The sequence below is a fragment of the Streptomyces sp. NBC_00513 genome (assembly GCF_041431415.1).
GTDB lineage: Bacteria > Actinomycetota > Actinomycetes > Streptomycetales > Streptomycetaceae > Streptomyces.
The window spans coordinates 4,820,186-4,844,005 of sequence record NZ_CP107845.1; the positions used below are offsets into that span (position 1 = coordinate 4,820,186).

Here is a 23,820-nt window from a genome sequence, read left to right on the forward strand (position 1 = left end):
CCCGCGTCGCGGGTTCCGGGCCGAGGGTGCTCGCGGTGATCCCCGCCCGCGGCGGCTCCAAGGGCGTCCCCGGCAAGAACCTCGCCCTCGTCGGCGGAACCCCGCTCGTGGCACGGGCCGTACGCGCCTGCCTGGCCGCGCCGACCGTCACCGACGTGCTCGTCTCCACCGACTCCGAGGCCATCGCACGGGCGGCCCGGGCCGCCGGGGCCCACGCGGTGCGCCGCCCCGCCGCGCTCTCCGGGGACACCGCGAGCAGCGAGGCCGCCCTGTTGCACGCGCTGGACTCGTTCGAGGAACTCCACTCCGTCACCGTCGACGTGGTCCTCCTGGTCCAGTGCACGAGCCCCTTCCTCACCCACTCCGACGTCGAGTCCGTGGCCGCCGCCGTCGCCTCCGGCGCCGCGGACTCCGCCCTGACCGTGGCCCCCTTCCACGGCTTCCTCTGGCGGACGGACACCGACGGCTCGGGCCTCGGGGTCAACCACGAGACGACCCACCGCCCCCGCCGCCAGGACCGACCCCAGGACCTGCTGGAGACCGGCGCCGCCTACGCGATGGCCGCCGCCGGGTTCCGTACCGCCCGGCACCGCTTCTTCGGCCGCACCCTGCCCGTCGCCACCGACCCGGCGCGGGTGCTGGAGATCGACGACCCGCACGACCTGGCCCGGGCCCGCCTCGTCGCCCCGCTGTTCGAACCCGGACCCGAACCCGGACCCGAACCCGGACCCGGACCCGAACCCGGACCCGAACCCGGACCCCGCCCCGAACCACACCCCGAGCCCCGCCCCGGACCCGAACTCCACCCCGAACCACACCCCCTCGTACGCCCCGACCCGAACCCCGTACCCGCACGCACCGTTCGAAGGACGTCACCTGACATGAGCGCCACCGCCAACTCCCGCCTCCGCACCTTCGGTTCGCGCACCGCAGGCCCCGGCCACCCCGTCTACGTCGTCGGCGAGATCGGCATCAACCACAACGGCGACCTCGGCAACGCCTTCGCGCTCATCGACGCCGCCGCCGAAGCCGGCTGCGACGCCGTCAAGTTCCAGAAGCGCACCCCCGAGATCTGCACCCCGCGCGACCAGTGGGACATCGAGCGCGACACCCCCTGGGGTCGGATGACCTACATCGACTACCGCCACCGCGTCGAGTTCGACGAGGCCGACTACCTGGCCATAGACGAGCACTGCGCCAAGCGCGGCATCGACTGGTTCGCCTCCCCGTGGGACACCGAGGCCGTCGCCTTCCTGGAGAAGTTCGACGTCCCCGCCCACAAGGTGGCCTCCGCCTCCCTCACCGACGACGAACTGCTGCGCGCGCTGCGCGCCACCGGACGCACCGTCGTCCTGTCCACCGGCATGTCCACCCCCCGGCAGATCCGGCACGCCGTCGAGGTGCTCGGCAGCGACAACATCCTTCTGTGCCACGCCACTTCGACCTACCCGGCCAAGGCCGAGGAGCTCAACCTGAAGGTGATCAACACCCTTCGGGAGGAGTACCCCAACGTCCCCATCGGCTACTCCGGCCACGAGACCGGCCTCCAGACCACCCTGGCCGCCGTCGCCCTCGGCGCCACCTTCGTCGAGCGCCACATCACCCTCGACCGCGCCATGTGGGGCTCCGACCAGGCCGCCTCCGTCGAGCCGGGCGGACTGACCCGCCTGGTCCGTGACATCCGCACCATCGAGACCGCCCTCGGCGACGGCGTCAAGCGCGTCTACGAGTCCGAGCTGGCCCCCATGAAGAAGCTCCGCCGCTTCCAGGGCGACCTCACTGCGGTCTGACCGTCCCGCTCCGCCCCGGCGCGGCCCGCGGTCCCGGCGCGCGCGGTACCCCCGCACCTGACGAGGAGAACGTGGTGATCCCTTCCGCATCCACCCTGGCCTTCGTGGAAAGCCCGGTCCAGCTGCTGAACGTCCTGGAGTGGGCCCACGCGCGCCGAGCCGACGACGGGCCCGCCCGAGCCGACGACGCGGCCGCCCCCGAGGCCGCCGGTCGGTTGCTGGACGGCGTCCCGCGCCAGCCCGGCCGGTCCACCGCCCGGGCGACCGCCGGGGATCGCACCGCCGACCGCGCCGGCGGCTCGCGCACCCCGTCCGGCTCCGGGGCTTCGGGCCCGCAGGCGCCGACGATCGTGGTCCTCCCGCCCACCGACCCGATGTCCCGGGGACAGCTCCGCCGGGTCGCCGGGCTCGCCCGCGACGAGGGGTACACCGTCCACTGGCAGGAGGCGCGCGGGGGCGCCGGCGCCCCCTTCAAGGCGCTGGCCGCGCTCGCCGCCGACGTGCGCCGGGCCGAGCGGATCGTGGTGGGCGACCCCTTCTCCCGCTTCGTCCAGCTCCTGCTGGCCCCGGCCCGGGCCGCCGAACTGGTCGTCGTCGACGACGGCACCGCCACCATGGAGTTCGTCGCGCAGCTCGGGCGCGGGGAGCGGCTGCGCCGCTGGCACCGTACGGGGGCCGGCGCCGGGGCCCGGGTGCGCGAGCTCGCGTACGCCCCGGTGTCGGGGACCGCGCGCCGCAGGCTGACCCCTGGCGGCGACCGTCGCCGGGTGGAGGTGTTCACCTCGATGCCGGTCACCCCGCTGCCCGGGATGGAGGTACGCCTGAACGACTTCGCCTGGACCCGGTCCCGTTTCGGCCCGCCCCGCCTGACCAGGGGAACGGACCTGGTCGGCACCTCGCTCGTGGAGACGGGCGTGGTGGACCCGGTCCGCTACAGGGCCGCCGTCCTGGCCCTGACCAGGGAACACGGCGCGACCCGCTACTTCGCGCACCGCCGTGAGTCCCCGGAGAAGCTGCGCGCGCTGAGCGAGGCGACCGGGCTGGAGATCGTACGTCCGGACCTGCCGCTGGAGCTGATCGCCCGGCGGGGGCCGGTGGGCCGCACCATCGTCAGCTTTCCGTCCACCGTCGTCCACACCCTGCCGTACGCCCTGATCGGCGCCGGCGTCACCGTGGCCGTGTGCGAGGTCGATCCCGCCTGGCTCACCGCCGCCGCCTCGCCGCGGGCCCGCGGCTTCCTGGCCGGGGTCACCGAAACCGCCCGTGATGTGCGCAGACTCCCCGCTCAGACCGCTCGGGCGGCCGGCTGAGCGCGCGAGTTTACCCGCGCACGCATACGGTCATGCGTCCAGAGGTCGGGTTTCTTTCCCCTAACGGCATGAACTTTTTGTGATCTCCAGCCAGTTGACCCGTCGGTGGGCCTACCCTTAAACGGGTGAACCAGTTGATGTCCCGCGAGTCCCAGACCGCCCTGCCCGGCAAGCCCGACCGGCCCGAGCTGCCCGGCAAGCTTCCGGACCACCTGCGTGCCGAACTGATCGCCTTCCGCCGGGACTTGCACATGCATCCCGAGTTGGGACACCAGGAGGTCCGCACGACGGCGGCGATCAAGGCCCGGTTGGAGCGGGCCGGCCTGCGACCACGGGTGCTGAAGTCCGGCACCGGCCTCATCTGTGACGTGGGGACCTGGGACGGCGGCCGGCCGATGCTGGCCCTGCGCGCGGACATCGACGCCCTGCCCATCCCGGACGCCAAGGTGCACGTCGAGTACCGGTCCACCATCCCGGACCGCGCGCACGCCTGCGGACACGACGTCCACACCTCGGTCGTGCTCGGCGCCGGCCTGGTGCTCGCGGAACTCGACCGGCAGGGCCTGCTCCCGAATCCCGTGCGCCTGCTCTTCCAGCCCGCCGAGGAGGTCCTGCCCGGCGGCGCGAGCGACGCCATCGAATCCGGGGTGCTCGACGGCGTAGGCAAGATCATCGCGGTGCACTGCGACCCCCGCGTGGACTCGGGGCGGATCGGACTGCGGTCCGGCCCCATCACCTCGGCCTGCGACCGCCTGGAGGTCACCCTGGCCGGTCCCGGCGGGCACACCGCCCGCCCGCACCTGACCACCGACCTGGTGACGGCCGCCGCGCGGGTCGCCGTGGACGTCCCGGCCGTGCTGGCCCGCCGGATGGACGCCCGCTCGGGCATGTCGGTCACCTGGGGCCGGATCGAGTCCGGGCACGCCTGCAACGTCATCCCGATGCACGCGGAACTGTCCGGGACCGTTCGCTGCCTGGACATCAACGCCTGGCACGAGGCCCCTGACCAGATCCACGCGGCCATCGACGAGATCGCGACCCTGCACGGGGCCAAGTCGGAGATCACCTACGTCCGGGGCGTCCCGCCGGTGGTCAACGACCCGGTGGTCACCGAACTGCTCCGCGAGTCCATGGCGGCCCGGCTCGGCGCGGAGTCGATCGAGGACACCGAGCAGAGCCTGGGCGGGGAGGACTTCTCCTGGTACCTGGAGCACGTTCCCGGCGCCATGGCCCGTCTCGGCGTCCGCAAGCCCGGGGACACGACCAAGAAGGACCTGCACCGGGGCGACTTCGACGTCGACGAGTCCGCGATCGGGGTCGGCGTGGAGTTCTTCACCGCCGCGGCCCTGCTCGACGGGCGGGGCGAGGCCCGACTCGACGCCCACCGGGGGCGATCGGCCGGGTAACGCCGCCCGCTCGGCGCCGACCCGGGCGCCAGGGGGTTCGCGGTCAAGGTCGCGGTCAAGCCCCGGCAAAGTCCCTACATCATCCGGTGGTCGGTCGGTATACGTGTCCAGCCCTTGGTACGCAAGGGCTGGACACAAGGGGAGTCACCGATCGGTCACTGTCCGGTTCGCGACGATCCGATAACGACTCATGAACGGGCCTTTAACTGACATCTACGCGCGTTACGATCGCCGCGAAACCAGCGCCGGTCGTGGCGCTTCGGTCAGGTTTTGAAGGAGCCTCCCCTTGCGCCGGATCACCAGGATCGCCACCGTGGGCCTCGCGTCCGCCGCGCTGGCCCTCTCGGCCACCGCCTGTGGCGGTAAGAAGTCGTCTGACAGCCCCTCGTCCTCCTCCTCGGAGACGAAGGCCGCCGCCGGCGCCGCCATCGCGTACGACATCGGTGGCCGCGGCGACCAGTCGTTCAACGACGCCGCCTTCGCGGGCCTCGAGAAGGCCAAGTCGGAGCTGAAGATCACCACCGCCGAGGCGGAGCCCACGGACGGCGAGGGCGAGGCCGACAAGGTCCAGCGCCTCACCGAGCTGGCCCGCAAGGGCAACAACCCGGTGATCGGCGTCGGTTTCGCCTACGCCCCGGCCATCAAGAAGGTCGCGCCGAAGTTCCCGAACACCACGTTCGGCATCATCGACGACACCTCGGTGACCGGCAAGAACATCGCCAACCTGGTCTTCAACGAGGAGCAGGGCTCCTACCTGGCCGGCGTCGCCGCCGCCAAGGTCTCGAAGACCGGCACGGTCGGCTTCATCGGCGGTGTCGAGGTTCCGCTGATCAAGAAGTTCGAGGCGGGCTTCACCCAGGGCGTCAAGGACACCAACCCGAACGCCAAGGTGCTGTCGGCCTACCTGACGCAGCCCCCGGACTTCGGTGGCTTCTCCAAGCCCGACCTGGGCAAGGCCGCCGCCAACGGCCAGATCGACGCGGGCGGCGCCGACGTGGTGTACGCCGCCGCCGGTCTCGCGGGCTCCGGTGCCATCGAGGCCGCCTCGGCCAAGGGCAAGTGGGCCATCGGCGTCGACTCCGACCAGTACAACCAGGCCGGTCTGTCGAAGTACAAGGACCACATCCTGACCTCGGTCACCAAGGACGTCTCCGACTCGGTCTACAACCTGATCAAGTCGGTCAAGGACGGCAAGCCGGAGAACGGCGAGATCCGTTACGGCCTGGACAAGGACGGCGTCGGCCTGGCCGACTCCAACCCCGAGTACAAGAAGATGGCTGAAGTCATCGCCGCGGTGGAGAAGGCCAAGGCCGACATCATCGCCAAGAAGATCACCGTCAAGACCGCCCCGTAAGGGCCGTCCGACATGCGGTAATGGTCTCCGGGGTCCGGGAAGCGGTCTCTATCGCTCCCGGGCCCCGAGCCGTGTTCGGTGTTCCTTGTGGTCAGTTGGCCGCAAGTTTTCACTTTCGACAGTGCTACGCGCGTAGAGGCATCGTGGACGCGATACCTTCTCTCCCCGCCCTGTCCTCCTGCCTCCAGCTCCTTCCGCGCCAAGGAGAGTGCGTCATCAACGCGTCCAGCCCCCCTCTCGCCGTAGAACTGCACGGCATCACCAAGCGTTTCCCCGGCGTCGTCGCCAACAAGGACATCGCGATCACCGTCCGCAAGGGCACGGTTCACGCCCTCGTCGGTGAGAACGGCGCCGGCAAGTCGACCCTGATGAAGATCCTCTACGGCATGCAGAAGCCGGACGAGGGCACCATCGCCATCGACGGGGAGCAGGTCACCTTCTCCAGCCCCGGCGACGCCATCGCCCGCGGCATCGGCATGGTGCACCAGCACTTCATGCTGGCCGACAACCTCACCGTCCTGGAGAACGTGGTTCTCGGCGGCGAGAAGCTCTACGGCATCGGCGCCAAGGCCCGCAAGAAGATCAAGGAGATCTCGGACGCGTACGGCCTCGGCGTGCGCCCCGACGCACTGGTCGAGGACCTCGGTGTCGCCGACCGCCAGCGCGTGGAGATCCTCAAGGTCCTCTACCGCGGCGCGAAGATCCTCATCCTCGACGAGCCGACCGCCGTGCTCGTGCCGCAGGAGGTGGACGCGCTCTTCGACAACCTGCGGGAGCTCAAGGCCGAAGGCCTGACCGTCATCTTCATCTCGCACAAGCTGGGCGAGGTCCTGAAGGTCGCGGACGACATCACCGTCATCCGTCGCGGCACCACGGTCGGCACCGCCGACCCGCGCAACACCACCACCAAGCAGCTCGCCGAGCTGATGGTCGGCTCCGAACTCCCTTCCCCGGAGACCCGCGAGTCGACCGTGACGGACGTCCCGATGCTGAAGGTGGCGGGTCTGACCGTCGCCGAGGGTGGTCTTCCCCCCGTCAACACCGAGGACACCGCGCGCACGCCGGGCCTGTCCGACGCCTTCGTCCACGAGCCGGCCGGCATCGGCCGCCTGCTCCTGGACGACATCGCCTTCACGATCCACAAGGGCGAGGTCCTCGGCATCGCGGGCGTCGAGGGCAACGGCCAGACCGAGTTGATCGAAGCCCTGATGGGCATGACGACCCCGGACGCCGGCGTCATCACCCTCGACGGCACCGAGATCACCAAGGCGTCGGTCCGCAAGCGCCGCGAGGGCGGCATCGGGTACATCCCCGAGGACCGCCACCGGCACGGCCTGTTGCTGGAATCCCCGCTGTGGGAGAACCGCATCCTGGGTCACGTCACCGAGTCGCCGAACTCCAAGCGCGGCATCCTCGACCCGAAGGCCGCCCGCAAGGACACCGAGCGGATCGTGCGCGAGTACGACGTCCGCACGCCCGGCATCGAGGTGACCGCGGCCTCGCTCTCCGGCGGCAACCAGCAGAAGCTGATCGTCGGCCGCGAGATGAGCCACAACCCGAAGTTCCTCATCGCCGCCCACCCCACCCGCGGTGTGGACGTCGGCGCGCAGGCGCAGATCTGGGACGCCATCCGCGAGGCCCGCCGCGAGGGCCTGGCCGTGCTCCTGATCTCCGCGGACCTGGACGAGCTGATCGGCCTGTCCGACACCCTGCGCGTGATCTACCGCGGCCGCCTGGTCGCGGACGCGGACCCCGCGACCGTCACCCCCGAGGAACTCGGCACCGCCATGACGGGCGCCGCCTCCGGGCACCTGGAAGCCACCGACAACCACTCCGCCGGTACCGACGCTGGTACCGATGCCCCGGAGGACGAGGCCCGATGAAGAAATTCGACAAGGACCGGCTGCTCCTCGGCTTCGCCGGCCCCGCGCTCGCGCTGGTCAGCGCCTTCCTGCTGACCATGATCGTGCTGGCCGCGACGGGCGTGGACCCGATCGAGCCCATGCGCCTCATGGTCGAGAACGCCTCCTATGAGGACGTGCAGGTCCTCATCGTGAACCAGGCCGGTACGTACTACCTGGCGGCCCTGGCCGTGGCCATCGGCTTCCGGATGAACCTCTTCAACATCGGCGTCGACGGCCAGTACCGCCTCGCCGCGATGATCTCGGCCGTGGTCGGCACCGCCGTCACCCTGCCGGGCCCGCTGCACATCCTGGTGATCGTGGTCGTCGCCATGCTGACCGGTGCCTTCTGGGCCGGCATCGCGGGTGTCCTGAAGGCCAAGCGCGGGGTCAGCGAGGTCGTCTCCACGATCATGCTGAACGCCATCGCGACCAGCCTGATCGCCTGGCTGATCCTGCCGAAGAACCTCGGCATCCAGCCGGCGGGCTCCAACGACCTGACCACGGGCGACATCGCCGAGTCCGGTTGGTTCCCGGCGCTGTCCATCGGTGACGGCCTGGAGATCTACGGCTTCACCTTCGTGGCCTTCGCCCTCGGCATCGTCTACTGGTTCGTGCTCAACCGCACCCGCTTCGGCTTCGACCTGCGCGCCACCGGCGCCAGCGAGTCCGCCGCCCAGGCGTCCGGCGTGGACGCCAAGAAGATGATCATCACCTCGATGTTGATCTCGGGCGCCGTCGCCGGTCTGTCCGGCATGCCGCAGCTGCTGGGCGAGACCCACACGTACAACCTCTCCTTCCCGGTCGGCGTCGGCTTCACCGGCATCACCATCGCGCTGCTCGGCCGCAACAGCCCGGTCGGCATCCTCCTCGCCGCGTTCCTGATGGCCTTCATCGACAAGGCCTCGGCCTCGCTCGACACGGCCGGGTACGCGAAGGAGATCGGCACGATCATGAAGGGCCTCATCGTGATCGCGGTCGTCGTCTCGTACGAGCTCGTCCGCCGTTACGGCATCCGCCGACAGCAGCAGAAGGTCGGCGAGGAACTGGCCGCGGGCCACGCCATCAAGACCGACAAGGAGGTCGCGGCGTGAGCACCAGCACCGTTTCCGCGACGGCCGCCGCCCCGAAGAAGTCCGGCGGCCGCCAGAAGCTCAGCCTGCCCTGGATCATGCTGATCATCGCGGGTGGTCTCGCGCTGATCTCGCTGGTCCGCGTCATCAGCGGCGCCAACGACCTGACCTCGGTCGGTCAGGTGTCGGGCGCCCTGTCCCTCGCCGTGCCGATCGGCCTCGCCGGTCTCGGCGGTCTGTGGGCCGAGCGCGCGGGCGTCGTCAACATCGGCCTCGAAGGCATGATGATCCTCGGCACCTGGTTCGGTGCCTGGGCCGGTTACCAGTGGGGCCCCTGGACCGGCGTGATGGCCGGCATCATCGGTGGCGCCATCGGCGGCCTGCTGCACGCGATCATCACGGTCACCTTCAACGTCAACCACATCGTCTCCGGTGTGGCCGTCAACATCCTCGCCCTGGGCTTCACCCAGTACCTGTCGAACTTCACCTTCGCGGACGCGCCGGGCGGCTCCTCCAAGCAGTCCCCGTCGATCGAACCGATCTACAAGATCACCGTGCCGGGGTTGTCCGACTGGATGTCCGACCTCCAGGGCAAGCACTGGTTCTTCATCTCGGACCTGGCCGGCGTCATCGGCGGTCTGGTCACCGACCTGTCGCTGCTGACCGTCGTCGCGCTGCTGCTGATCCCGGGCACCTGGTGGGTGCTGTGGCGCACCACCTTCGGCCTGCGACTGCGGTCCTGCGGCGAGAACCCGGTGGCCGCCGAGTCCCTCGGCGTCAACGTGTACAAGTACAAGTACATCGCCGTGATCGTCTCGGGCGGCCTGGCCGGCCTCGGCGGCGCGTTCCTGTCGATCGTCGCCAGCTCGATCTACCAGGAGGGGCAGACCGGCGGTCGCGGTTACATCGGTCTCGCCGCGATGATCTTCGGTAACTGGATGCCCGGCGGCATGGCGCTCGGCGCGGGCCTGTTCGGCTTCATCGACAGCCTCAAGCTGCGCGGTGGCGCCGAGAACGTGCACGCGCTGCTGCTGCTCGTCGCGATCGTGCTCCTGCTCGCCGCGCTCTGGCAGGGCTACAAGAAGAAGTACCTCCCGGCGGCCGTCTCCGCGGTCTTCGCCGTGCTGATCTTCCTCTGGTACGCCGTCACCGACTCGGTTCCGAGCCAGTTCGTGGACGCCGCCCCGTACGTCACCACCCTGCTGGTGCTCGCGCTCTCCGCGCAGCGCCTGAGGATGCCGAAGGCGGACGGCATGCCGTACCGCAAGGGCCAGGGCAAGTGACGACGGCCGACGCCCCGGACTGGGACGGCCTGCGCAAGGCGGCCCGGGACGCGATGTCCCGGGCGTACGCCCCCTACTCGGGCTTTCCGGTCGGGGTGGCGGCGCTGGTCGACGACGGCCGCACCATCGTCGGCTGCAACGTGGAGAACGCCAGCTACGGCCTCGGCCTGTGCGCCGAGTGCGGTCTGGTGTCCTCCCTCCAGGCCACGGGCGGCGGCCGACTGACGCACTTCACGTGTGTGGACGGCAAGGGCGACATCCTGGTCCCGTGTGGCCGCTGTCGCCAGCTGCTGTTCGAGTTCGGCGGCCCCGAACTCCAGGTGGAGACGCCGGAGGGCATCCTGCCGCTCTCCGCGATGCTCCCGCAGGCCTTCGGGCCCGACCACCTCAGATAGCCGCATCCCTGTGACGGCCCTTCCGCCCGCGTGCGGAAGGGCCGTTCCCCTTCACCCCTCCATGCCACCCCGCATGTCTCTATGCGCGTAGAGTTTTCGAACGTACGCACCGCCGGAAGGAAGTCACCCTCATGGACGTCATCTCCGTCATCCGCACCAAGCGCGACCGCGGCGAACTCAGCCCCGAGCAGATCGACTGGGTCATCGACGCGTACACGCGCGGCGTGGTCGCCGACGAGCAGATGTCGTCGCTGGCGATGGCCATCCTGCTCAACGGCATGAACCGCGGCGAGATCGCCCGCTGGACCGCCGCGATGATCGCCTCCGGCGAGCGGATGAACTTCGACTCCCTCTCCCGCCCCACCGCCGACAAGCACTCCACCGGCGGCGTCGGCGACAAGATCACCCTCCCGCTCGCCCCGCTCGTCGCCGCCTGCGGCGCGGCCGTCCCGCAGCTCTCCGGCCGCGGCCTCGGCCACACCGGCGGCACCCTGGACAAGCTGGAGTCCATCCCCGGCTGGCGCGCCCTGCTCTCCAACGAGGAGATGCTGCACGTCCTCGACACCACCGGCGCCGTCATCTGCGCGGCGGGCGACGGCCTGGCCCCGGCCGACAAGAAGCTGTACGCGCTGCGCGACGTCACCGGCACCGTCGAGGCCATCCCGCTCATCGCCTCCTCGATCATGTCGAAGAAGATCGCCGAAGGCACCGGCTCGCTGGTCCTGGACGTCAAGGTCGGCAGCGGCGCCTTCATGAAGAACATCGAGGACGCGCGCGAGCTCGCCTCGACCATGGTCGCCCTCGGCACCGACAGCGGCGTCAAGACCATCGCCCTGCTCACCGACATGTCCACCCCGCTCGGCCTGACCGCCGGCAACGCGCTGGAGATCCGCGAGTCCGTCGAGGTCCTCGCCGGCGGCGGCCCCTCCGACGTGGTCGAGCTGACCCTGGCCCTGGCCCGCGAGATGCTGGACGCGGCGGGCATCAAGGACGCCGACCCGGAGAAGGCCCTGGCCGACGGCTCCGCGATGGACGTCTGGCGCCGGATGATCTCCGCCCAGGGCGGCGACCCGGACGCGGCCCTGCCGGTGGCCCGCGAGCAGCACGTGGTGACCGCGCCCGAGTCCGGCGTGCTGACGCGCCTGGACGCCTACGGCGTGGGCGTCGGCGCCTGGCGCCTGGGCGCCGGCCGCGCGCGCAAGGAGGACCCGGTGCAGGCCGGCGCGGGCATCGAGATGCACGCCAAGCCGGGCGACACCGTGGTGGCGGGCCAGCCGCTGATGACCCTGCACACCGACACCCCGGAGAAGTTCGACTACGCGCTGTCCGCGCTGGACGGCACCTTCGACATCGCCGCGGCGGGAACCTCGTTCACCGCCACGCCGATCGTCCTGGACCGCATCGCCTGACCCGCGGCCGCCTTCGGGTGAACGGGACCGGTGGACCCCCACCGGTCCCGTTCGTCGTACCGGGCGCCGGGCCACGCCCCAACAGAGAGCCCAGCCCCGAGCCCCGGAACCGATGAGTTCCGGGCCCCCCGGAGGTCCACCCTGGTGTGGACACGACGGAACCCGAACCCCTGACCGTGCCCGGGCCCGCTCCGCTGCCCCGGGACGTCGCCGCGCTCTGCGAACGCATCGGCCGGCTCGCCCGGGACGGCCCGCGCGAGGTGGCGTGCGACGTCAGCGCGCTGACCCGGCCCGGCCTCGGCGTCGTCGACGCGGTGGCCCGACTGGCCCTCGCCGCCCGACGGGCCGGCATCCGGCTCCGGCTCACCGGCGCCGGACCGTCCCTGCGCGCGCTACTGGCCCTCGTCGGTCTCGCCGAGTTGCTGGGGGAGCCCGAAGAGCGGGAACCACCGGGCGGTGTCCAGGAAGGCGTTGAGCCCGACGATCTTCCCGTCTGAGATCTCCAACACCTGGAGCGCCCACGGCTCGTGTCCCGGAAGTCCGTCCTCGCGCGGCCGGTACTGGCCGAAGGCCGGCATGCCGTTCGCCGTGGTCGCGATCAGCCGGGAGCCCTTGCAGCCGATGCCCTGGTTCAGGTGCCAGGCCGCGATGTCCTCGTGGCCCCGGAGCCACAGGTCGAACGGCGGCATCGACAGCACGGCGTCCTCGTGCAGCAGGGTGGTGAGGCGGGTGATGTCGTACGCCTCGAAGGCGCTCAGGTACTGCTCCAGCAGTCTCGCCTGGTCCGCGTCCAACGGATCCGCCGGGTCGCTCTCGCGGATGCCCTGACCGGCCAGCGTCGCCCGCGCCCGCTGGAGCGCGCTGTTCACCGAGGCCACCGTGGTCTCCAGGAGGGTGGCGACCTCGTCCGCCTTCCAGGCCAGCACCTCGCGCAGGATCAGCACCGCCCGCTGCTTCGCCGGCAGGTGCTGGAGCGCCGCGACGAACGCCAGCCGGACCGACTCCTTCGCCAGCGCCATCTCCGCCGGGTCGGCGGTCTGCGGCAGCACCCGCCCGTCGGGGACCGGCTCCAGCCACGTCACCTCGGGCCGCTCGTTCAGCACGGCGGAGGCCTGGTGCTGCGGGGCGCTGAGGTCCATCGGGCGGGCCCGCTTGTTCCCCGCGTTCAGCAGGTCCAGGCAGACGTTGGTCGCGATCCGGTACAGCCAGGAACGCAGCGAGGAGCGGCCCTCGAACTTCTCGTGGGCCCGCCAGGCGCGGATGTACGTGTCCTGCACCGCGTCCTCGGCGTCGAAGGAGGAGCCGAGCATGCGGTAGCAGTAGCCGGTCAGTTCGACCCGGTAGCGGTCCATGGCCGCATCCAGCTCCGGGCTGGTCGCAAGGTCACTCATGGCGTCGATCCCCCTGGTCGGTCCGATACCCGGAAGCTACCGGAGGGGTCTGACAATCGCCTCCGCAACGCCCAGACCAGCCCGAACGCCCCGACCAGGTCGGACACGCCGGCGGGGACGCGCCCTCGGGCACGTCCCCGCCGGCCCCGCGCTCAGCGGGTACGCGTCACCGCGCGGCCGCCGCCGCGGCCATCGGCCGACGCTCGGAGCGGGCCGCGTGCGACCCGTACAGGGTGATCGACACGACACCCAGGACCGCCAGCAGCGCGATCCCGACCGTGGCCGCCCACCCCGAGGAGTGGTAGGCGAGCGCGCCCAGGGTGCCGCCCGCGCTGGAGCCCAGGTAGTACGCGGACTGGTAGAGCGCCGAGGCCTGCGCCCGGCCCGTCCTCGCCGTCCGGCTCACCGCCGCCGAGGCCACCGCGTGCCCCGCGAAGAAGCCCGCGGTGATCAGCACCAGCCCGGCCAGGATCGCGGCGAGCGAGTGCGCCAGCGACAGCAGCAGCCCCAGCGCCGTCGTGGTCACGGCCAGGTACAGCGCGCCGCGCCGCCCGGCCCGCGCCACCAGCCGACCGGCGGCCGCGGAGGACGCCGTGCCGACCAGGTACACCAGGAAGACCGAGCCGACCACGCCCTGTCCGAGCGAGAACTCGTCGACCAGACGGAACCCGACGACCGTGTACACCGCCCCGAAGACGGTCATGAACAGCGCGCCGATCCCGTACAGCCGCAGCAGCAGCGGATCCCGCAGGTGACCGGCGACCGTGCGGCCCACGGCGCGCGGGTTCAGCGAGGCCGGCCGGAAGAACCGGGCCCGGGGCAGCAGCACCAGGAACGCCACCGCGCAGGCCAGCGACATCAGCCCGACGGTGAGCAGACCGGCGCGCCAGCCCCACGCCTGCGCCGCCCATCCGGTGACGATGCGCCCGCTCATGCCACCGATGGAGTTGCCCGCGACGAACAGGCCGATCGCGGCGACCAGCGCCTTCGGCTTGACCTCCTCGGCCAGGTACGCCATGGCGGAGGCCGGGATGCCGGCGATTGCCGCGCCCTGCACCGCGCGGAGCACGATCAGCCACTCCAGGTTCGGCGCGAAGGGGACGAGGAGCCCGAGAGCGACGGCGATCACCATCGACCAGGTCATCATCCGGGTCCGTCCGAACCGCTCGGACAGCGCGCTGAGCGGCAGGACGAACAGCGCGAGCGCGCCGGTGGCCGCGGACACCGTCCAACTGGCCTGCCCCGCCGTCACGCCGAAACCCGCGGAGACCGCGGGCAGCAGCGCCTGGGTGGAGTAGAGGAGGGCGAAGGTGGCGAGCCCGGCGGCGAAGAGCGCGAGGCTCATCCGGCGGTAGCCGGGGCGACCGGGGGAGTGGGGCTCCGGTGCGGGAAACGACAAGGTGGAGGCACCCGGGATGACGGGTGCCCCGGTATGAGCGGGAGGCATGCCAAAACCGTAGGCCCGCGTTTTTGATGCGTCCAATGCATGGAATCGCCATAATCGATCCACTGCCGCATCAGCACAGGTCACAGGGGTGCATGTCAATGAACCGTTACGAAGAAGACATGGCGGTGACAAGTCTGCTGGCCCCTCGCCTGACGTGGTTCGTCGCCGTGGCCCGGCACGAGCACGTCACGCGCGCCGCCCACGAACTGGGCGTGCCGCAGTCCACCCTGTCCCGGGCCGTGGTCCGCCTCGAACAGGACCTGGGCGTCACGCTGTTCGCCCGCAAGGGCCGTACCGTCGCCCTCACCACCGCCGGACGCACCTTCCTCGCCTCGGCCGAAGGCGCCCTCGCGGAGATCGCCCGCGCGGCCGAGTCCGTACAGCAGGACGCCGACCCCACCGCCGGCAAGGTCGCCTTCGGCTTCCTGCACACCCTGGGGTCCGAGACCGTCCCCGGCCTGATCCGCGCCTTCCGCGCCGACCACCCGCGCATCCGCTTCTCACTCGTCCAGAACTACGGCGAGGCCATGCTGGAGCGGCTGCGCGCCGGCGAACTCGACCTCTGCCTCACCTCACCGCTGCCCGACGCCCCCGACCTGGTGGCCCGCCGCCTCGACGAACAACGGCTGCGCCTGGTCGTGCCGGACGACCACCGCCTCGCCGGCCGCAAACGGATCCGGCTGGCCGAGGCCGCCGAGGAAACCTTCGTCACCCTGGAGCCCGGCTACGGCCTGCGCCGCATCACCGACGACCTGTGCGCGGAGGCCGGGTTCACCCCGAAGGTCGCCTTCGAGGGGGAGGAGGCCGAGACCCTGCGCGGCCTCGTCGCGGCCGGCCTCGGCGTCGCCCTGCTGCCGCCGCCCGCCGTGGCCCGGCCGGGGGTGGTCGAACTGACGGTGACGGCGCCCCGCGCGGTCCGCGAGATCGGCGTCGCCTGGCTCGACGGACACCCCGACACACCCCCGGTCGCGGAGTTCAAGCGCTTCCTGCTGTCCCGACGCGGTCGCCTGATCCCGGAGTTGCACGGCCCGATCTGACGGCCGGCCCGGCCCGGGCCGATCCGGTCCGGGCCGCGCGCCTACTCCTGCGGTGCGGCCGGCTCCAGGGCCGCCGCCGTCGACAGCAAGTACCCGGCCTGGAAGCGGGACTTCGCCCCGACCGCCCGCATGATCTCCGCGATGTGCCGCTGACAGGTCCGCTCCGACATCCCGAGCCGGCGCGCGATCACCTTGTCCTCCAGCCCCTCCGACAGCAGCCGGACGATGGTCTGCCGCAGCTCGTCCGACAGCGTCCGGGCCGCCTCCGGACTCACCGTCACCGGGAACGGCTCCGCGTCCGACCAGGAGCGGTCGAACGCCGACGTCATGAAGTGCACGACGCTCGGCTCCCGTACCACCAGGGCCGCCCCGCCCCGGTCCGGCACCGCCATCAGGCCCGTGTGCCGGTCGAAGACCAACATCCGCATCAGCCCGTCGCCCAGCGTCCGCACCTGCGCGCCCAGCGCCGTCACCCGCTCCACGTAGGCCGCGGTCGGACGCGAGTACCGGGCCGTGTGCTGGTAGATGGTTCGCATCCGGACCCCGCGCGCCAGCAACGCCTCGTCCCGCCCGATCGACTCCTCCAGCACCTCCAGGGGCCGCCCGCCGCCCGGCTGCGAGGTCAGCATCTCCTCCTCGGCCGACGCGGCCAGCTCGGCGATCAGCCCCCGTACCGCCCCCAGGTCGGTCACCAGCTCCAGCCGGGCGGCCCCGCTCAGGTCCCGGTGCGCCGCCCCCGCCTCGTAGGCCGGCACCAGCCGCTCCAGGCGCCCCCGCAGCCGGTCCATCTCGTCGTGGGTCTCGCGCACGAGCAGCGCCAGCGGGGCCAACGCCCGGGCCGCCGCCGCCCGGGGGGCCACCGCGCTCCACCGCTCCGGTCCCGCGTCGGGAGACCGCTGGAGCAGGTGCGCCGCCGCCAGTTCGGTGATCGCCGCCGCCGCCCGCACGCCCAGCGCCGCCGTCGCCTCCGGAGGCGTGAAGGCGTGCCGCTCCACCGCGAACGCGTAGAGGCGCCGCGCCGCGGGACTCAGTTCGCCCATGTCTCGGACTTCATCGGCTGGCATATGCATATTCGTCCCGGCCTGTGAATGTTTGTAAACCCCTCGTGTTCCCGCAAGGCGGCAAGACGACCCCCGACCGACCGCCTGCGGCATATGCCGAACCGGCACAGTGGAGCCACGGCGTGAAGGGGGAGCGCGGTATGCGGCAGCGGACGGCCGACCAACGGCACCGGCCCGTGGCCGTCCTGCTGAGTCCGCGCCCCGCCGTGGTCGCGGCCGCCCGCCGTGCGGGCGCGCGCACCGTGGTGGTCGCGCCGGATCCATCGGTGCCATCCGACCGTGAGGGGGCGGAGCGGCGGGTACGGACGGACTGGCGCGACCACCCGCGCCTCGTGGGGGCCGTCGGCCGGCTGGAGGAGGTCCGCCGCGGCCGGGCCGCCGTCTTCGGCTTCGACCCCGCGGGCGCCCTCGCCGCAGCCCGCGCCAACGAGGAACTCGGCCTGCCCGGCACCCCCACCGCCGCCGTCACCGCCCTCATGGACAAAGCCGGCCTGCGGGCCCGCTCCAACGGCCTCCACGCCGCCCACCCCGTCTCCTTCGCCCGCTGCGGCCGCGCCGACCTCATCCCCTTCATCACCACCCTCATCGGCTACCCCTGCGTCATCAAGCCCCGCTGGGGCGCCGACGGAGAGGGCGTACGACTGGTCGCCGACCCGGCCGGGGCCCGATCCGCCGCCCGCGGCTACCCGGCCGTCACCGACCTGCTCGTCGAGGAGTACCTCGAAGGCCCCGAGTTGGCCGTCGCGACCCTCTCCCGGGAAGGCCGCCACCGCGTCCTCGGCTGGTCGCGGCGCATCCCCGCCGCCGGCCCCGACCTCACCGCGACCGGCCACCGCCTGCCGATCGCCCTGGACGCGACGGCGGCCGAGGCCGTCAGGGCCCTCGTACGCGCGGTCCTCGACCTCGCCGGGCACCGCGACGGCCCGTCCCACACCGAGGTCGTGCTCACCCCCCGCGGGCCCCGGCTGATCGAGGCCCACGCCCGACCCGGCGCCGACGAGCTCACCCACCTGCTCCGGCTCGCCCACGGCACCGACGTGCTCGGACTGGCGCTGGCCGCCGGACTCGGCCTCCCCGACCCGCCGCGCCGGCCGCGCGCCGCCCACGCCGGGCTGCGGTACGTGGACTTCCCGCCCGGCTGGCGCACCGCCGGGGCCGGTCCGGGCGTCGCGGCGGCCCGGGCCGTACCCGGCGTGGTCCGGGTCCACCTGGACGTCCCGCGCGGAGCCGTCGTCCGCCGCCCGCCGACCGGCGCACGGCACCACGCGTACGTACTCGCCGCCGCGCCCACCGCGGGCTCGCTGGGCGCCGCCCTGGACCGGGCCACGGGCCTGCTGGGCGGCCGCCACGACGCGCCCGGGGTCCACGTGGTGCGCTGACCCCGGCGAACCGTCCCGGACGGTCCGCCGGGATCGGCGCGTCAGCCCCGCAGGGACCGCCCGAACCCGGAGGCGAGCGGCATCCGCAGGCCCAGCGGCGGCGGCGCGGCGAGCGCGTCCGTGACCGGCCGCGAGTACCGGCCCGAGAACACCGCGCCGAGCACGAAGTCCACGGCCAGCGCCACCACTTCCGCCTGGTGCTCGCGCAGCCCGTGCCCGTCCGAATGCACCTCGAAGCGGCAGGTCGAACGGTTCGCCTTCTTCGCCCGCGTCGCCAGCCGGAAGGAGGACTCCGGGTCGCTGCGCGCGTCGTTGGTCCCGTGCACGATCAGCACCTGCCGCCCCGAGAGCTGTTTCACCGGTTCAGGGGGCTCCTGCGGGGTGGGCCCGCCCAGACTGGGGGCGAGCGCGAGAACCGAGTTGACCGCCGCGTGGCCGCCCGCGCGCAGCACCGCCCGACCCCCCGCGTCATAGCCGACCAGGCAGACCGGCACGTCCCCGTACCGGCGCACCACCTCGTCCGCCGCCCACTCGGCGTCCTCCTCCCGGGCCCCGGCCCCGTGCACGACGGGGTGCGTGACCAGCCCGTGCGCCGCGCCCGAGCGCGCCAGCGCCCGCGCGAGCGGACGCAGCGGCCCGGGGGACCATCTGGACGCCCCGGGGAGGAGGAGCACCACACCACTGACCGTCGTGACCGGGCCGTTCGCGCCGGCCGCCCGCCCCAGGCGGGCCCCGCGCGCCGGCGGCGCATGCTGTGCCATGGCGGAACAGTCTCAGACCGACGGGTGTACGCCACCCGTCCGCACGGTCACTGTTACGTATCGACGGCCGTCGCGGACACCCTGCTCTACGCGCGTAGGAGCTAGAGTGCCCAGATGACGAGCGAGACCCTCAACGTGCCCACCCCGGATCAGATCCGCCGCTCCCCGAAGGTGCTCCTGCACGACCACCTCGACGGTGGACTGCGCCCCGGGACCATCATCGAGCTGGCGCAGGAGGCCGGCTACGAGAACCTCCCCGAGACCGATGCCGACAAGCTGGGCATCTGGTTCCGGGAAGCCGCCGACTCCGGCTCCCTCCCGCGCTACCTGGAGACGTTCGCGCACACCTGCGCCGTCATGCAGACGAAGGCCGCCCTGTTCCGGGTCGCCGCGGAGTGCGCCGAGGACCTGGCCGAGGACGGCGTCGTGTACGCCGAGATCCGCTACGCCCCCGAGCAGCACCTGGAGGCCGGCCTGACCCTCGAAGAGGTCGTCGAGGCGGTCAACGACGGCTTCCGCGAGGGCGAGCGCCGCGCCAAGGCGAACGGTCACCGCATCCGCGTCGGCGCGCTGCTCACCGCGATGCGCCACGCGGCCCGCGCCCTGGAGATCGCCGAGCTGGCGAACCGGTACCGCGACAACGGCGTGGTCGGCTTCGACATCGCCGGCGCCGAGGCCGGGTTCCCTCCCACCCGCCACCTCGACGCCTTCGAGTACCTCAAGCGCGAGAACAACCACTTCACCATCCACGCGGGCGAGGCCTTCGGCCTTCCGTCGATCTGGCAGGCCCTGCAGTGGTGCGGCGCCGATCGCCTGGGTCACGGCGTGAAGATCATCGATGACATCGAGGTCGCCGCCGACGGCACGGTGAAGCTGGGGCGCCTGGCCTCCTACGTGCGCGACAAGCGCATCCCCCTGGAGATGTGCCCGACGTCGAACCTGCAGACGGCCGCGGCCGCCTCGTACGCCGAGCACCCGATCGGTCTGCTGCGCAAGCTGCACTTCCGGTTGACCGTCAACACCGACAACCGGCTGATGAGCGGTACGAGCATGAGCCGCGAGTTCGAGCACCTGGTCGACACCTTCGGCTACTCGCTGGACGACATGCAGTGGTTCACCGTCAATGCGATGAAGTCCGCGTTCATTCCTTTCGATGAACGACTGGCCATGATCAACGAGGTCATCAAGCCCGGTTATGCGGAGCTGAAGTCGGAATGGCTGTTCCGGCAGACCGCTTCGACCAGCGGTTCCGTCTCGGCCTAGGCCAAGGCTTGACGGACTGAAGGCGCCCGGGAGGGGCAATTCCCGGGCGCTTTCTCGTATTTACAGATGTTTGCGGGCCGGGGTTTGAAGTGACTAGTTTGCGGAGCCGCTCAATTCCCCGTCGCAAGGACGATCCTTCATGAAGCAGTCAGCTGCCAAGACCTTCGGCCTCGCCGCTCTCGGTGCCGTCGCCGCCGTCGCCGCCGCCGCCGGTTCCGCCGCCGCCGTCCCCGCCGTCGGCCTCACGGACGCACTGGGCCCCGTCACGGGCGCCCTCCAGACCGCCACCAGCCAGCAGCACGTGAAGGCCGAGGGCAGCCAGTCGAGCGACCCCGCGGCCCCGCTCGGCCAGCTCACCGACTCCCTCGGCCCCACGCTCGGCGGCCTGCCCATCGGTGGCGCGCTCGGCGGCTGACCCACGCCGCGATCCGCACGCGAGTACGCATGGCGCACACCGCTGCGAGCAGGTGTGCGCCACGTCGCGTCGTGTGCCACGATCGCCGTCAACTGCCCGCCAACGCACGCGGTATGAGGTCATCGGTCATGCGCCTGAAGGCACCAGTCAAGCTCGGAGCGGCCACGGCCGCACTGCTCCCCGCCCTCCTTCTCGGAGCGGTGGGTTGCAGCGGTAAGGGCACCCCGGAGGCCGACAAGGCCCCGGACCCCAAGGGCTCCGCCTCGGCCCCGAACCCGTCCTCGGGCGCCCCCGGAGCCCCCGCCGGCTCGGCCGCGCCGAAGAAGGGCGGCAGCGGACTGGAACGGTCGGCCCTCGAACAGGGCGACCTCGCCGGCTACCAGATCTCCGCCCAGGGCAAGAACCCGAACGCCCCCGACGGCCAGCCGCAAGCCGACAGGAAGCCCTGCCAGCCGCTCGCCGACATCATGGGCGACAAGCCCGACCCGGCCGCACGGGAAACCGTCAACCGGGGCGTCGGCTCCCAGAAGCAGGTCGGCCTCGCCGTCTCCGCCTCCGTCAGCTCCTACGCGGAGAAGGACGCCAAGCGGCTCATGTCCCGCCTGCGCGACGCCGTCGCCGCATGCGGTTCCGGCTTCGCGGCCACCGTGCAGAAGCAGACCGGCAGCTACCGCGACGTGAAGCCCGTCGCCTACGAGACCGGCGGGGACGAGAGCGTCAGCTGGACCACGACCGCCGCCGCCCAGGGCGTCTCCGCCCAGGTCCATCTGGTGGTCGTGCGCGAGGGCGACACCGTCGTACGGCTCATGGCCCTGAACGTGGCCGCCGCCGAGAAGAAGGCGCAGGTCCCCCGGGAAGTGGCGGACAAGCAGCTGGAGAAGGTCCAGCGGGCGGCCTGATCGAACCGGCGGAACGGACTACCAGGCGGTGTGGGCGGAACCGGCGGCGTGCTTCTGGTTCGGCAGGAGCACCCACAGCGCCAGGTAGATCAGGAACTGCGGACCCGGCAGCAGGCACGACAGGACGAAGATGATCCGCATCGTCCTCGCCTTGATTCCGAAACGCTGCGCGAGACCGGCACAGACGCCACCGATCATCCGTCCGTCACGGGGGCGGGTAATCGCGCTCATGGGATTCTCCTTCGTATGGGATCGCTTTCCTGCGATGCCTCAATACTCGCGGGGAACCGCCGACAAAACCTCGGTCCAGGGGCCGAGGTCGACCCTGGTGATTCTCGGGGTGTGCCCCTGAGAACGCCTCAGGCGAGCCCTCAGGGCCGGCACCACCGTCGCGTGCGCGATCAGCACCCCGGCCGTGTTCAACAACAGCGAGTCCACGTCGACCACCTGACCCGGAACCGCCGTCTGCAACATCAGGATGCTCAGCGACACCAACGCCCCCGCCGCCGCCGTCCGGGCCAGCGAGGCCCACGCGGCCAGCGGTGACGGCGCGAGCCGCCCGCCGGTCAACGGCAACAGCACCCCGAGCGGAGCCAGCAGGGCCAACCCCTTGCCGATCCGGCAGGCCGCCTCCAACGGTCCGTACGCGAGGTCCGCCCGGATCCCCTCCAGCGGGGACAGGTTCGCGGCCGCCGCCCAGGGAACGTCCAACGGCCGCAGGCTCAACCAGCCGACGACGAGGAGATGGGCGGCCAGCAGGGCCCCGCCCAGGAGCCGGAGCCGAAGATCTATGGCGGCGCTGCCGCCGCCCTCATGACGCTGCACACCAGCGAGGACGCAGGCCCCGGTAGCGGTGGTTCCGGCGGTTCGCGAGCGACTGCGCCACGTTTCAGCCGGTGGCGAGCAGCACGATCAGCGCGACCGCGCCGATCACGGCGGGCGCGATGATCTCGAACGACCACCGCACGCTCACGTCGCCCCGCGCCCCCGCGCGCGAGGCCCCGCGCTCGGCCAGTTCCCGCAGCTCGTCCACGACCTTGTCGGCGCCCGCCCGCTGCGGCCCGTCGACCGCCGCGCCGGCCCTCCCCTGGTCCGGGGACAGCCCCTTGCCGGTCAGACCGCCGCGCCGACTGTAGGGACGCTGCGCCTTCTTCCGCTCGCGCAACGAGACCGGCACGGACCACAGCTGGTAGGTGGAACCCTCCGCCAGCACCTCGGCCGAGTAGCCGGCGCGCACGGTGTCCACGGCCGCCCAGGGCAGTTCGATCACGCGGAAGGGATTGCGCACCCGCATGCGGTCGTCGTTGGCGAAGACGGCGGGCCGGATGGTGAACGCCACGACGAGCGGCACGGCGCACACGGCGATGGCCAGCGCCACCCACCGCGTGCCCCCCTCCCCGCGCAGGACCGCGTCCCCGCAGAGCCAGGCGACCAGCCCGAGCATCAGCACGCCCGTGACGATGGCCATGGGCGAGCGGTAGACCCGGTCGTCGTACACCGGCTCGTCAGGGGGTTGCTGGCTGCTCATGCGCCCGATTGTGCCTCACGCCGTCTCACCCCACGAGATCGGCGTACAGGATGATGTTGTCGGGGCGGTGGCCGTCGGTGATCTCGCCGCCGCAGGTGACGACGCGCAGCTCCGGGCGGGTGGTGTTCCCGTACACCTTGGCGGTGGGGAAGCTCTTCTTGTCGACCTGTTCCAACTCGCGCACCCGGAAGACGGCGGAGCCGCCGTCCGCGCGGGACACGGTGATCTCGTCGCCGACGTGGACCTTGGAGACGTCCTTGAGCACGGCCGGGCCGCGCGCGGTGTCGAAGTGGCCGATCAGCACGGCGGGACCGGTCTGCCCCGGGGTGACGCCCTTGGTGTACCAGCCGATCTTGTCCCCGTCGGCGACGGAGGGCACCTGGACGGTGCCGTCGCGCTCCAGCCCCAGGCGGAGCACGGGGGAGGTGTCGACACCGGCCGCGGGGATCCGTACCCGGACGGGCTCCGAGGCGGGCAGCGGCGCGGCGGCCGCCGGCGCGGCGGACGTCGTCGAGGCGTCCCGCGCGGGCGTCGCCGCGATGTGCGGCGGCGGTGCGGCGGCCGCTCCGGCGGGGCGTGCGGAAGCGCCGCAGCCGGTCAGGGCGGCCAGGGCGACGGGCGCGAGGAGGGCGGCGGCGAGCAGGGGGCGGACGCGATGGGCCATGGAGGTGCTCCGGGAACGGGCCGGTGTGGCGCGGGCGGGAAGGGAACGCCGTCC

Annotated in this window: 23 protein-coding genes and 1 pseudogene; 16 read left to right on the forward strand and 8 right to left on the reverse strand. The window is 72.0% G+C overall.

Annotated features, from left to right (window positions below; translation table 11 throughout):
- Positions 1 to 35 precede the first annotated feature (35 nt).
- The 11 genes and pseudogenes from OHA84_RS22395 to OHA84_RS22445 form a co-directional block, all read left to right on the forward strand.
- Positions 36 to 398 (forward strand): annotated as a pseudogene (locus tag OHA84_RS22395) (cytidylyltransferase domain-containing protein); the annotation flags it as partial.
- A 483-nt stretch (positions 399 to 881) separates the two neighbouring features.
- Positions 882 to 1,790 carry an N-acetylneuraminate synthase family protein gene (locus tag OHA84_RS22400; protein ID WP_266950656.1) on the forward strand — a complete coding sequence of 303 codons (909 nt, stop codon included), beginning with the start codon at positions 882 to 884 and terminating at the stop codon, positions 1,788 to 1,790.
- A gap of 74 nt (positions 1,791 to 1,864) precedes the next feature.
- A complete protein-coding gene (locus OHA84_RS22405; protein ID WP_266970074.1) occupies positions 1,865 to 3,100 on the forward strand; it encodes a hypothetical protein in 1,236 nt (411 codons plus the stop codon).
- A 137-nt stretch (positions 3,101 to 3,237) separates the two neighbouring features.
- Positions 3,238 to 4,506 carry an amidohydrolase gene (locus tag OHA84_RS22410; protein ID WP_266974001.1) on the forward strand — a complete coding sequence of 423 codons (1,269 nt, stop codon included), beginning with the start codon at positions 3,238 to 3,240 and terminating at the stop codon, positions 4,504 to 4,506.
- Positions 4,507 to 4,792: 286 nt separating this feature from the next.
- Positions 4,793 to 5,860, forward strand: coding sequence for a BMP family protein (locus OHA84_RS22415; RefSeq protein WP_053682735.1), 1,068 nt, complete (start codon positions 4,793 to 4,795; stop codon positions 5,858 to 5,860).
- 143 nt (positions 5,861 to 6,003) lie between these two features.
- On the forward strand, positions 6,004 to 7,743 hold the full coding sequence (locus tag OHA84_RS22420; RefSeq protein WP_371591437.1) for an ABC transporter ATP-binding protein: 1,740 nt from the start codon (positions 6,004 to 6,006) through the stop codon (positions 7,741 to 7,743).
- The gene (locus tag OHA84_RS22425) at positions 7,740 to 8,855 is read left to right on the forward strand and encodes an ABC transporter permease (protein WP_053682734.1); all 1,116 of its coding nucleotides are present in this window, start codon (positions 7,740 to 7,742) and stop codon (positions 8,853 to 8,855) included. Before OHA84_RS22420 ends, OHA84_RS22425 begins: the two co-directional genes overlap by 4 nt.
- Complete coding sequence (locus OHA84_RS22430; RefSeq protein ID WP_266949414.1) at positions 8,852 to 10,117, forward strand: ABC transporter permease; 1,266 nt, start codon at positions 8,852 to 8,854, stop codon at positions 10,115 to 10,117. The genes OHA84_RS22425 and OHA84_RS22430 overlap by 4 nt, the downstream gene beginning before the upstream one ends.
- Positions 10,114 to 10,512, forward strand: coding sequence for a cytidine deaminase (locus OHA84_RS22435; RefSeq protein ID WP_078999525.1), 399 nt, complete (start codon positions 10,114 to 10,116; stop codon positions 10,510 to 10,512). The genes OHA84_RS22430 and OHA84_RS22435 overlap by 4 nt, the downstream gene beginning before the upstream one ends.
- Positions 10,513 to 10,643: 131 nt before the next feature.
- Positions 10,644 to 11,921, forward strand: a complete 1,278-nt coding sequence (locus OHA84_RS22440) for a thymidine phosphorylase (protein ID WP_053682732.1) — start codon at positions 10,644 to 10,646, stop codon at positions 11,919 to 11,921.
- Positions 11,922 to 12,067: 146 nt separating this feature from the next.
- The gene (locus tag OHA84_RS22445) at positions 12,068 to 12,418 is read left to right on the forward strand and encodes an STAS domain-containing protein (RefSeq protein WP_078999523.1); all 351 of its coding nucleotides are present in this window, start codon (positions 12,068 to 12,070) and stop codon (positions 12,416 to 12,418) included.
- On the opposite strand, the gene OHA84_RS22450 is transcribed toward OHA84_RS22445, so the two are convergent.
- Both OHA84_RS22450 and OHA84_RS22455 read right to left on the reverse strand, forming a co-directional pair.
- The gene (locus OHA84_RS22450; RefSeq protein ID WP_266949420.1) at positions 12,314 to 13,312 is read right to left on the reverse strand and encodes a sigma-70 family RNA polymerase sigma factor; all 999 of its coding nucleotides are present in this window, start codon (positions 13,310 to 13,312) and stop codon (positions 12,314 to 12,316) included. The genes OHA84_RS22445 and OHA84_RS22450 overlap by 105 nt on opposite strands.
- A gap of 166 nt (positions 13,313 to 13,478) precedes the next feature.
- Positions 13,479 to 14,759 (reverse strand): MFS transporter, encoded by a 1,281-nt coding sequence (locus OHA84_RS22455; RefSeq protein ID WP_053682730.1) that lies wholly within the window; start codon positions 14,757 to 14,759, stop codon positions 13,479 to 13,481.
- Between the two features lie 98 nt (positions 14,760 to 14,857).
- Between OHA84_RS22455 and OHA84_RS22460 the strand changes: the two genes are divergently transcribed.
- Positions 14,858 to 15,796: a LysR family transcriptional regulator gene (locus tag OHA84_RS22460; RefSeq protein WP_053682729.1), complete on the forward strand. Its 939-nt coding sequence runs from the start codon at positions 14,858 to 14,860 to the stop codon at positions 15,794 to 15,796.
- A 41-nt stretch (positions 15,797 to 15,837) separates the two neighbouring features.
- Here OHA84_RS22460 and OHA84_RS22465 read toward each other — a convergent pair whose 3' ends face one another.
- The gene (locus OHA84_RS22465; RefSeq protein WP_234350291.1) at positions 15,838 to 16,836 is read right to left on the reverse strand and encodes a helix-turn-helix transcriptional regulator; all 999 of its coding nucleotides are present in this window, start codon (positions 16,834 to 16,836) and stop codon (positions 15,838 to 15,840) included.
- Between the two features lie 161 nt (positions 16,837 to 16,997).
- Here OHA84_RS22465 and OHA84_RS22470 point away from each other — a divergent pair, with 161 nt between their 5' ends.
- The gene (locus OHA84_RS22470) at positions 16,998 to 18,236 is read left to right on the forward strand and encodes an ATP-grasp domain-containing protein (protein WP_266949423.1); all 1,239 of its coding nucleotides are present in this window, start codon (positions 16,998 to 17,000) and stop codon (positions 18,234 to 18,236) included.
- Positions 18,237 to 18,277: 41 nt separating this feature from the next.
- Here OHA84_RS22470 and OHA84_RS22475 read toward each other — a convergent pair whose 3' ends face one another.
- Entirely contained in the window at positions 18,278 to 18,997 is a 720-nt protein-coding gene (locus OHA84_RS22475; RefSeq protein WP_266949425.1) for an alpha/beta hydrolase, read from the reverse strand.
- A gap of 114 nt (positions 18,998 to 19,111) precedes the next feature.
- Between OHA84_RS22475 and OHA84_RS22480 the strand changes: the two genes are divergently transcribed.
- From OHA84_RS22480 to OHA84_RS22490, 3 genes are all read left to right on the forward strand, one after another.
- Complete coding sequence (locus OHA84_RS22480; RefSeq protein WP_053682726.1) at positions 19,112 to 20,260, forward strand: adenosine deaminase; 1,149 nt, start codon at positions 19,112 to 19,114, stop codon at positions 20,258 to 20,260.
- Between the two features lie 139 nt (positions 20,261 to 20,399).
- Entirely contained in the window at positions 20,400 to 20,675 is a 276-nt protein-coding gene (locus OHA84_RS22485) for a hypothetical protein (RefSeq protein ID WP_063839643.1), read from the forward strand.
- A 128-nt stretch (positions 20,676 to 20,803) separates the two neighbouring features.
- Positions 20,804 to 21,574, forward strand: coding sequence for a hypothetical protein (locus tag OHA84_RS22490; RefSeq protein WP_053682725.1), 771 nt, complete (start codon positions 20,804 to 20,806; stop codon positions 21,572 to 21,574).
- A gap of 18 nt (positions 21,575 to 21,592) precedes the next feature.
- Here OHA84_RS22490 and OHA84_RS22495 read toward each other — a convergent pair whose 3' ends face one another.
- The 4 genes from OHA84_RS22495 to OHA84_RS22510 form a co-directional block, all read right to left on the reverse strand.
- Positions 21,593 to 21,805, reverse strand: a complete 213-nt coding sequence (locus OHA84_RS22495) for a PspC domain-containing protein (RefSeq protein ID WP_053682724.1) — start codon at positions 21,803 to 21,805, stop codon at positions 21,593 to 21,595.
- A gap of 39 nt (positions 21,806 to 21,844) precedes the next feature.
- On the reverse strand, positions 21,845 to 22,399 hold the full coding sequence (locus OHA84_RS22500; protein ID WP_053682723.1) for a VanZ family protein: 555 nt from the start codon (positions 22,397 to 22,399) through the stop codon (positions 21,845 to 21,847).
- A 64-nt stretch (positions 22,400 to 22,463) separates the two neighbouring features.
- The gene (locus OHA84_RS22505; protein ID WP_053682722.1) at positions 22,464 to 23,102 is read right to left on the reverse strand and encodes a PH domain-containing protein; all 639 of its coding nucleotides are present in this window, start codon (positions 23,100 to 23,102) and stop codon (positions 22,464 to 22,466) included.
- Positions 23,103 to 23,127: 25 nt separating this feature from the next.
- Positions 23,128 to 23,766 (reverse strand): class F sortase, encoded by a 639-nt coding sequence (locus OHA84_RS22510; RefSeq protein WP_266949432.1) that lies wholly within the window; start codon positions 23,764 to 23,766, stop codon positions 23,128 to 23,130.
- Positions 23,767 to 23,820: the final 54 nt, after the last annotated feature.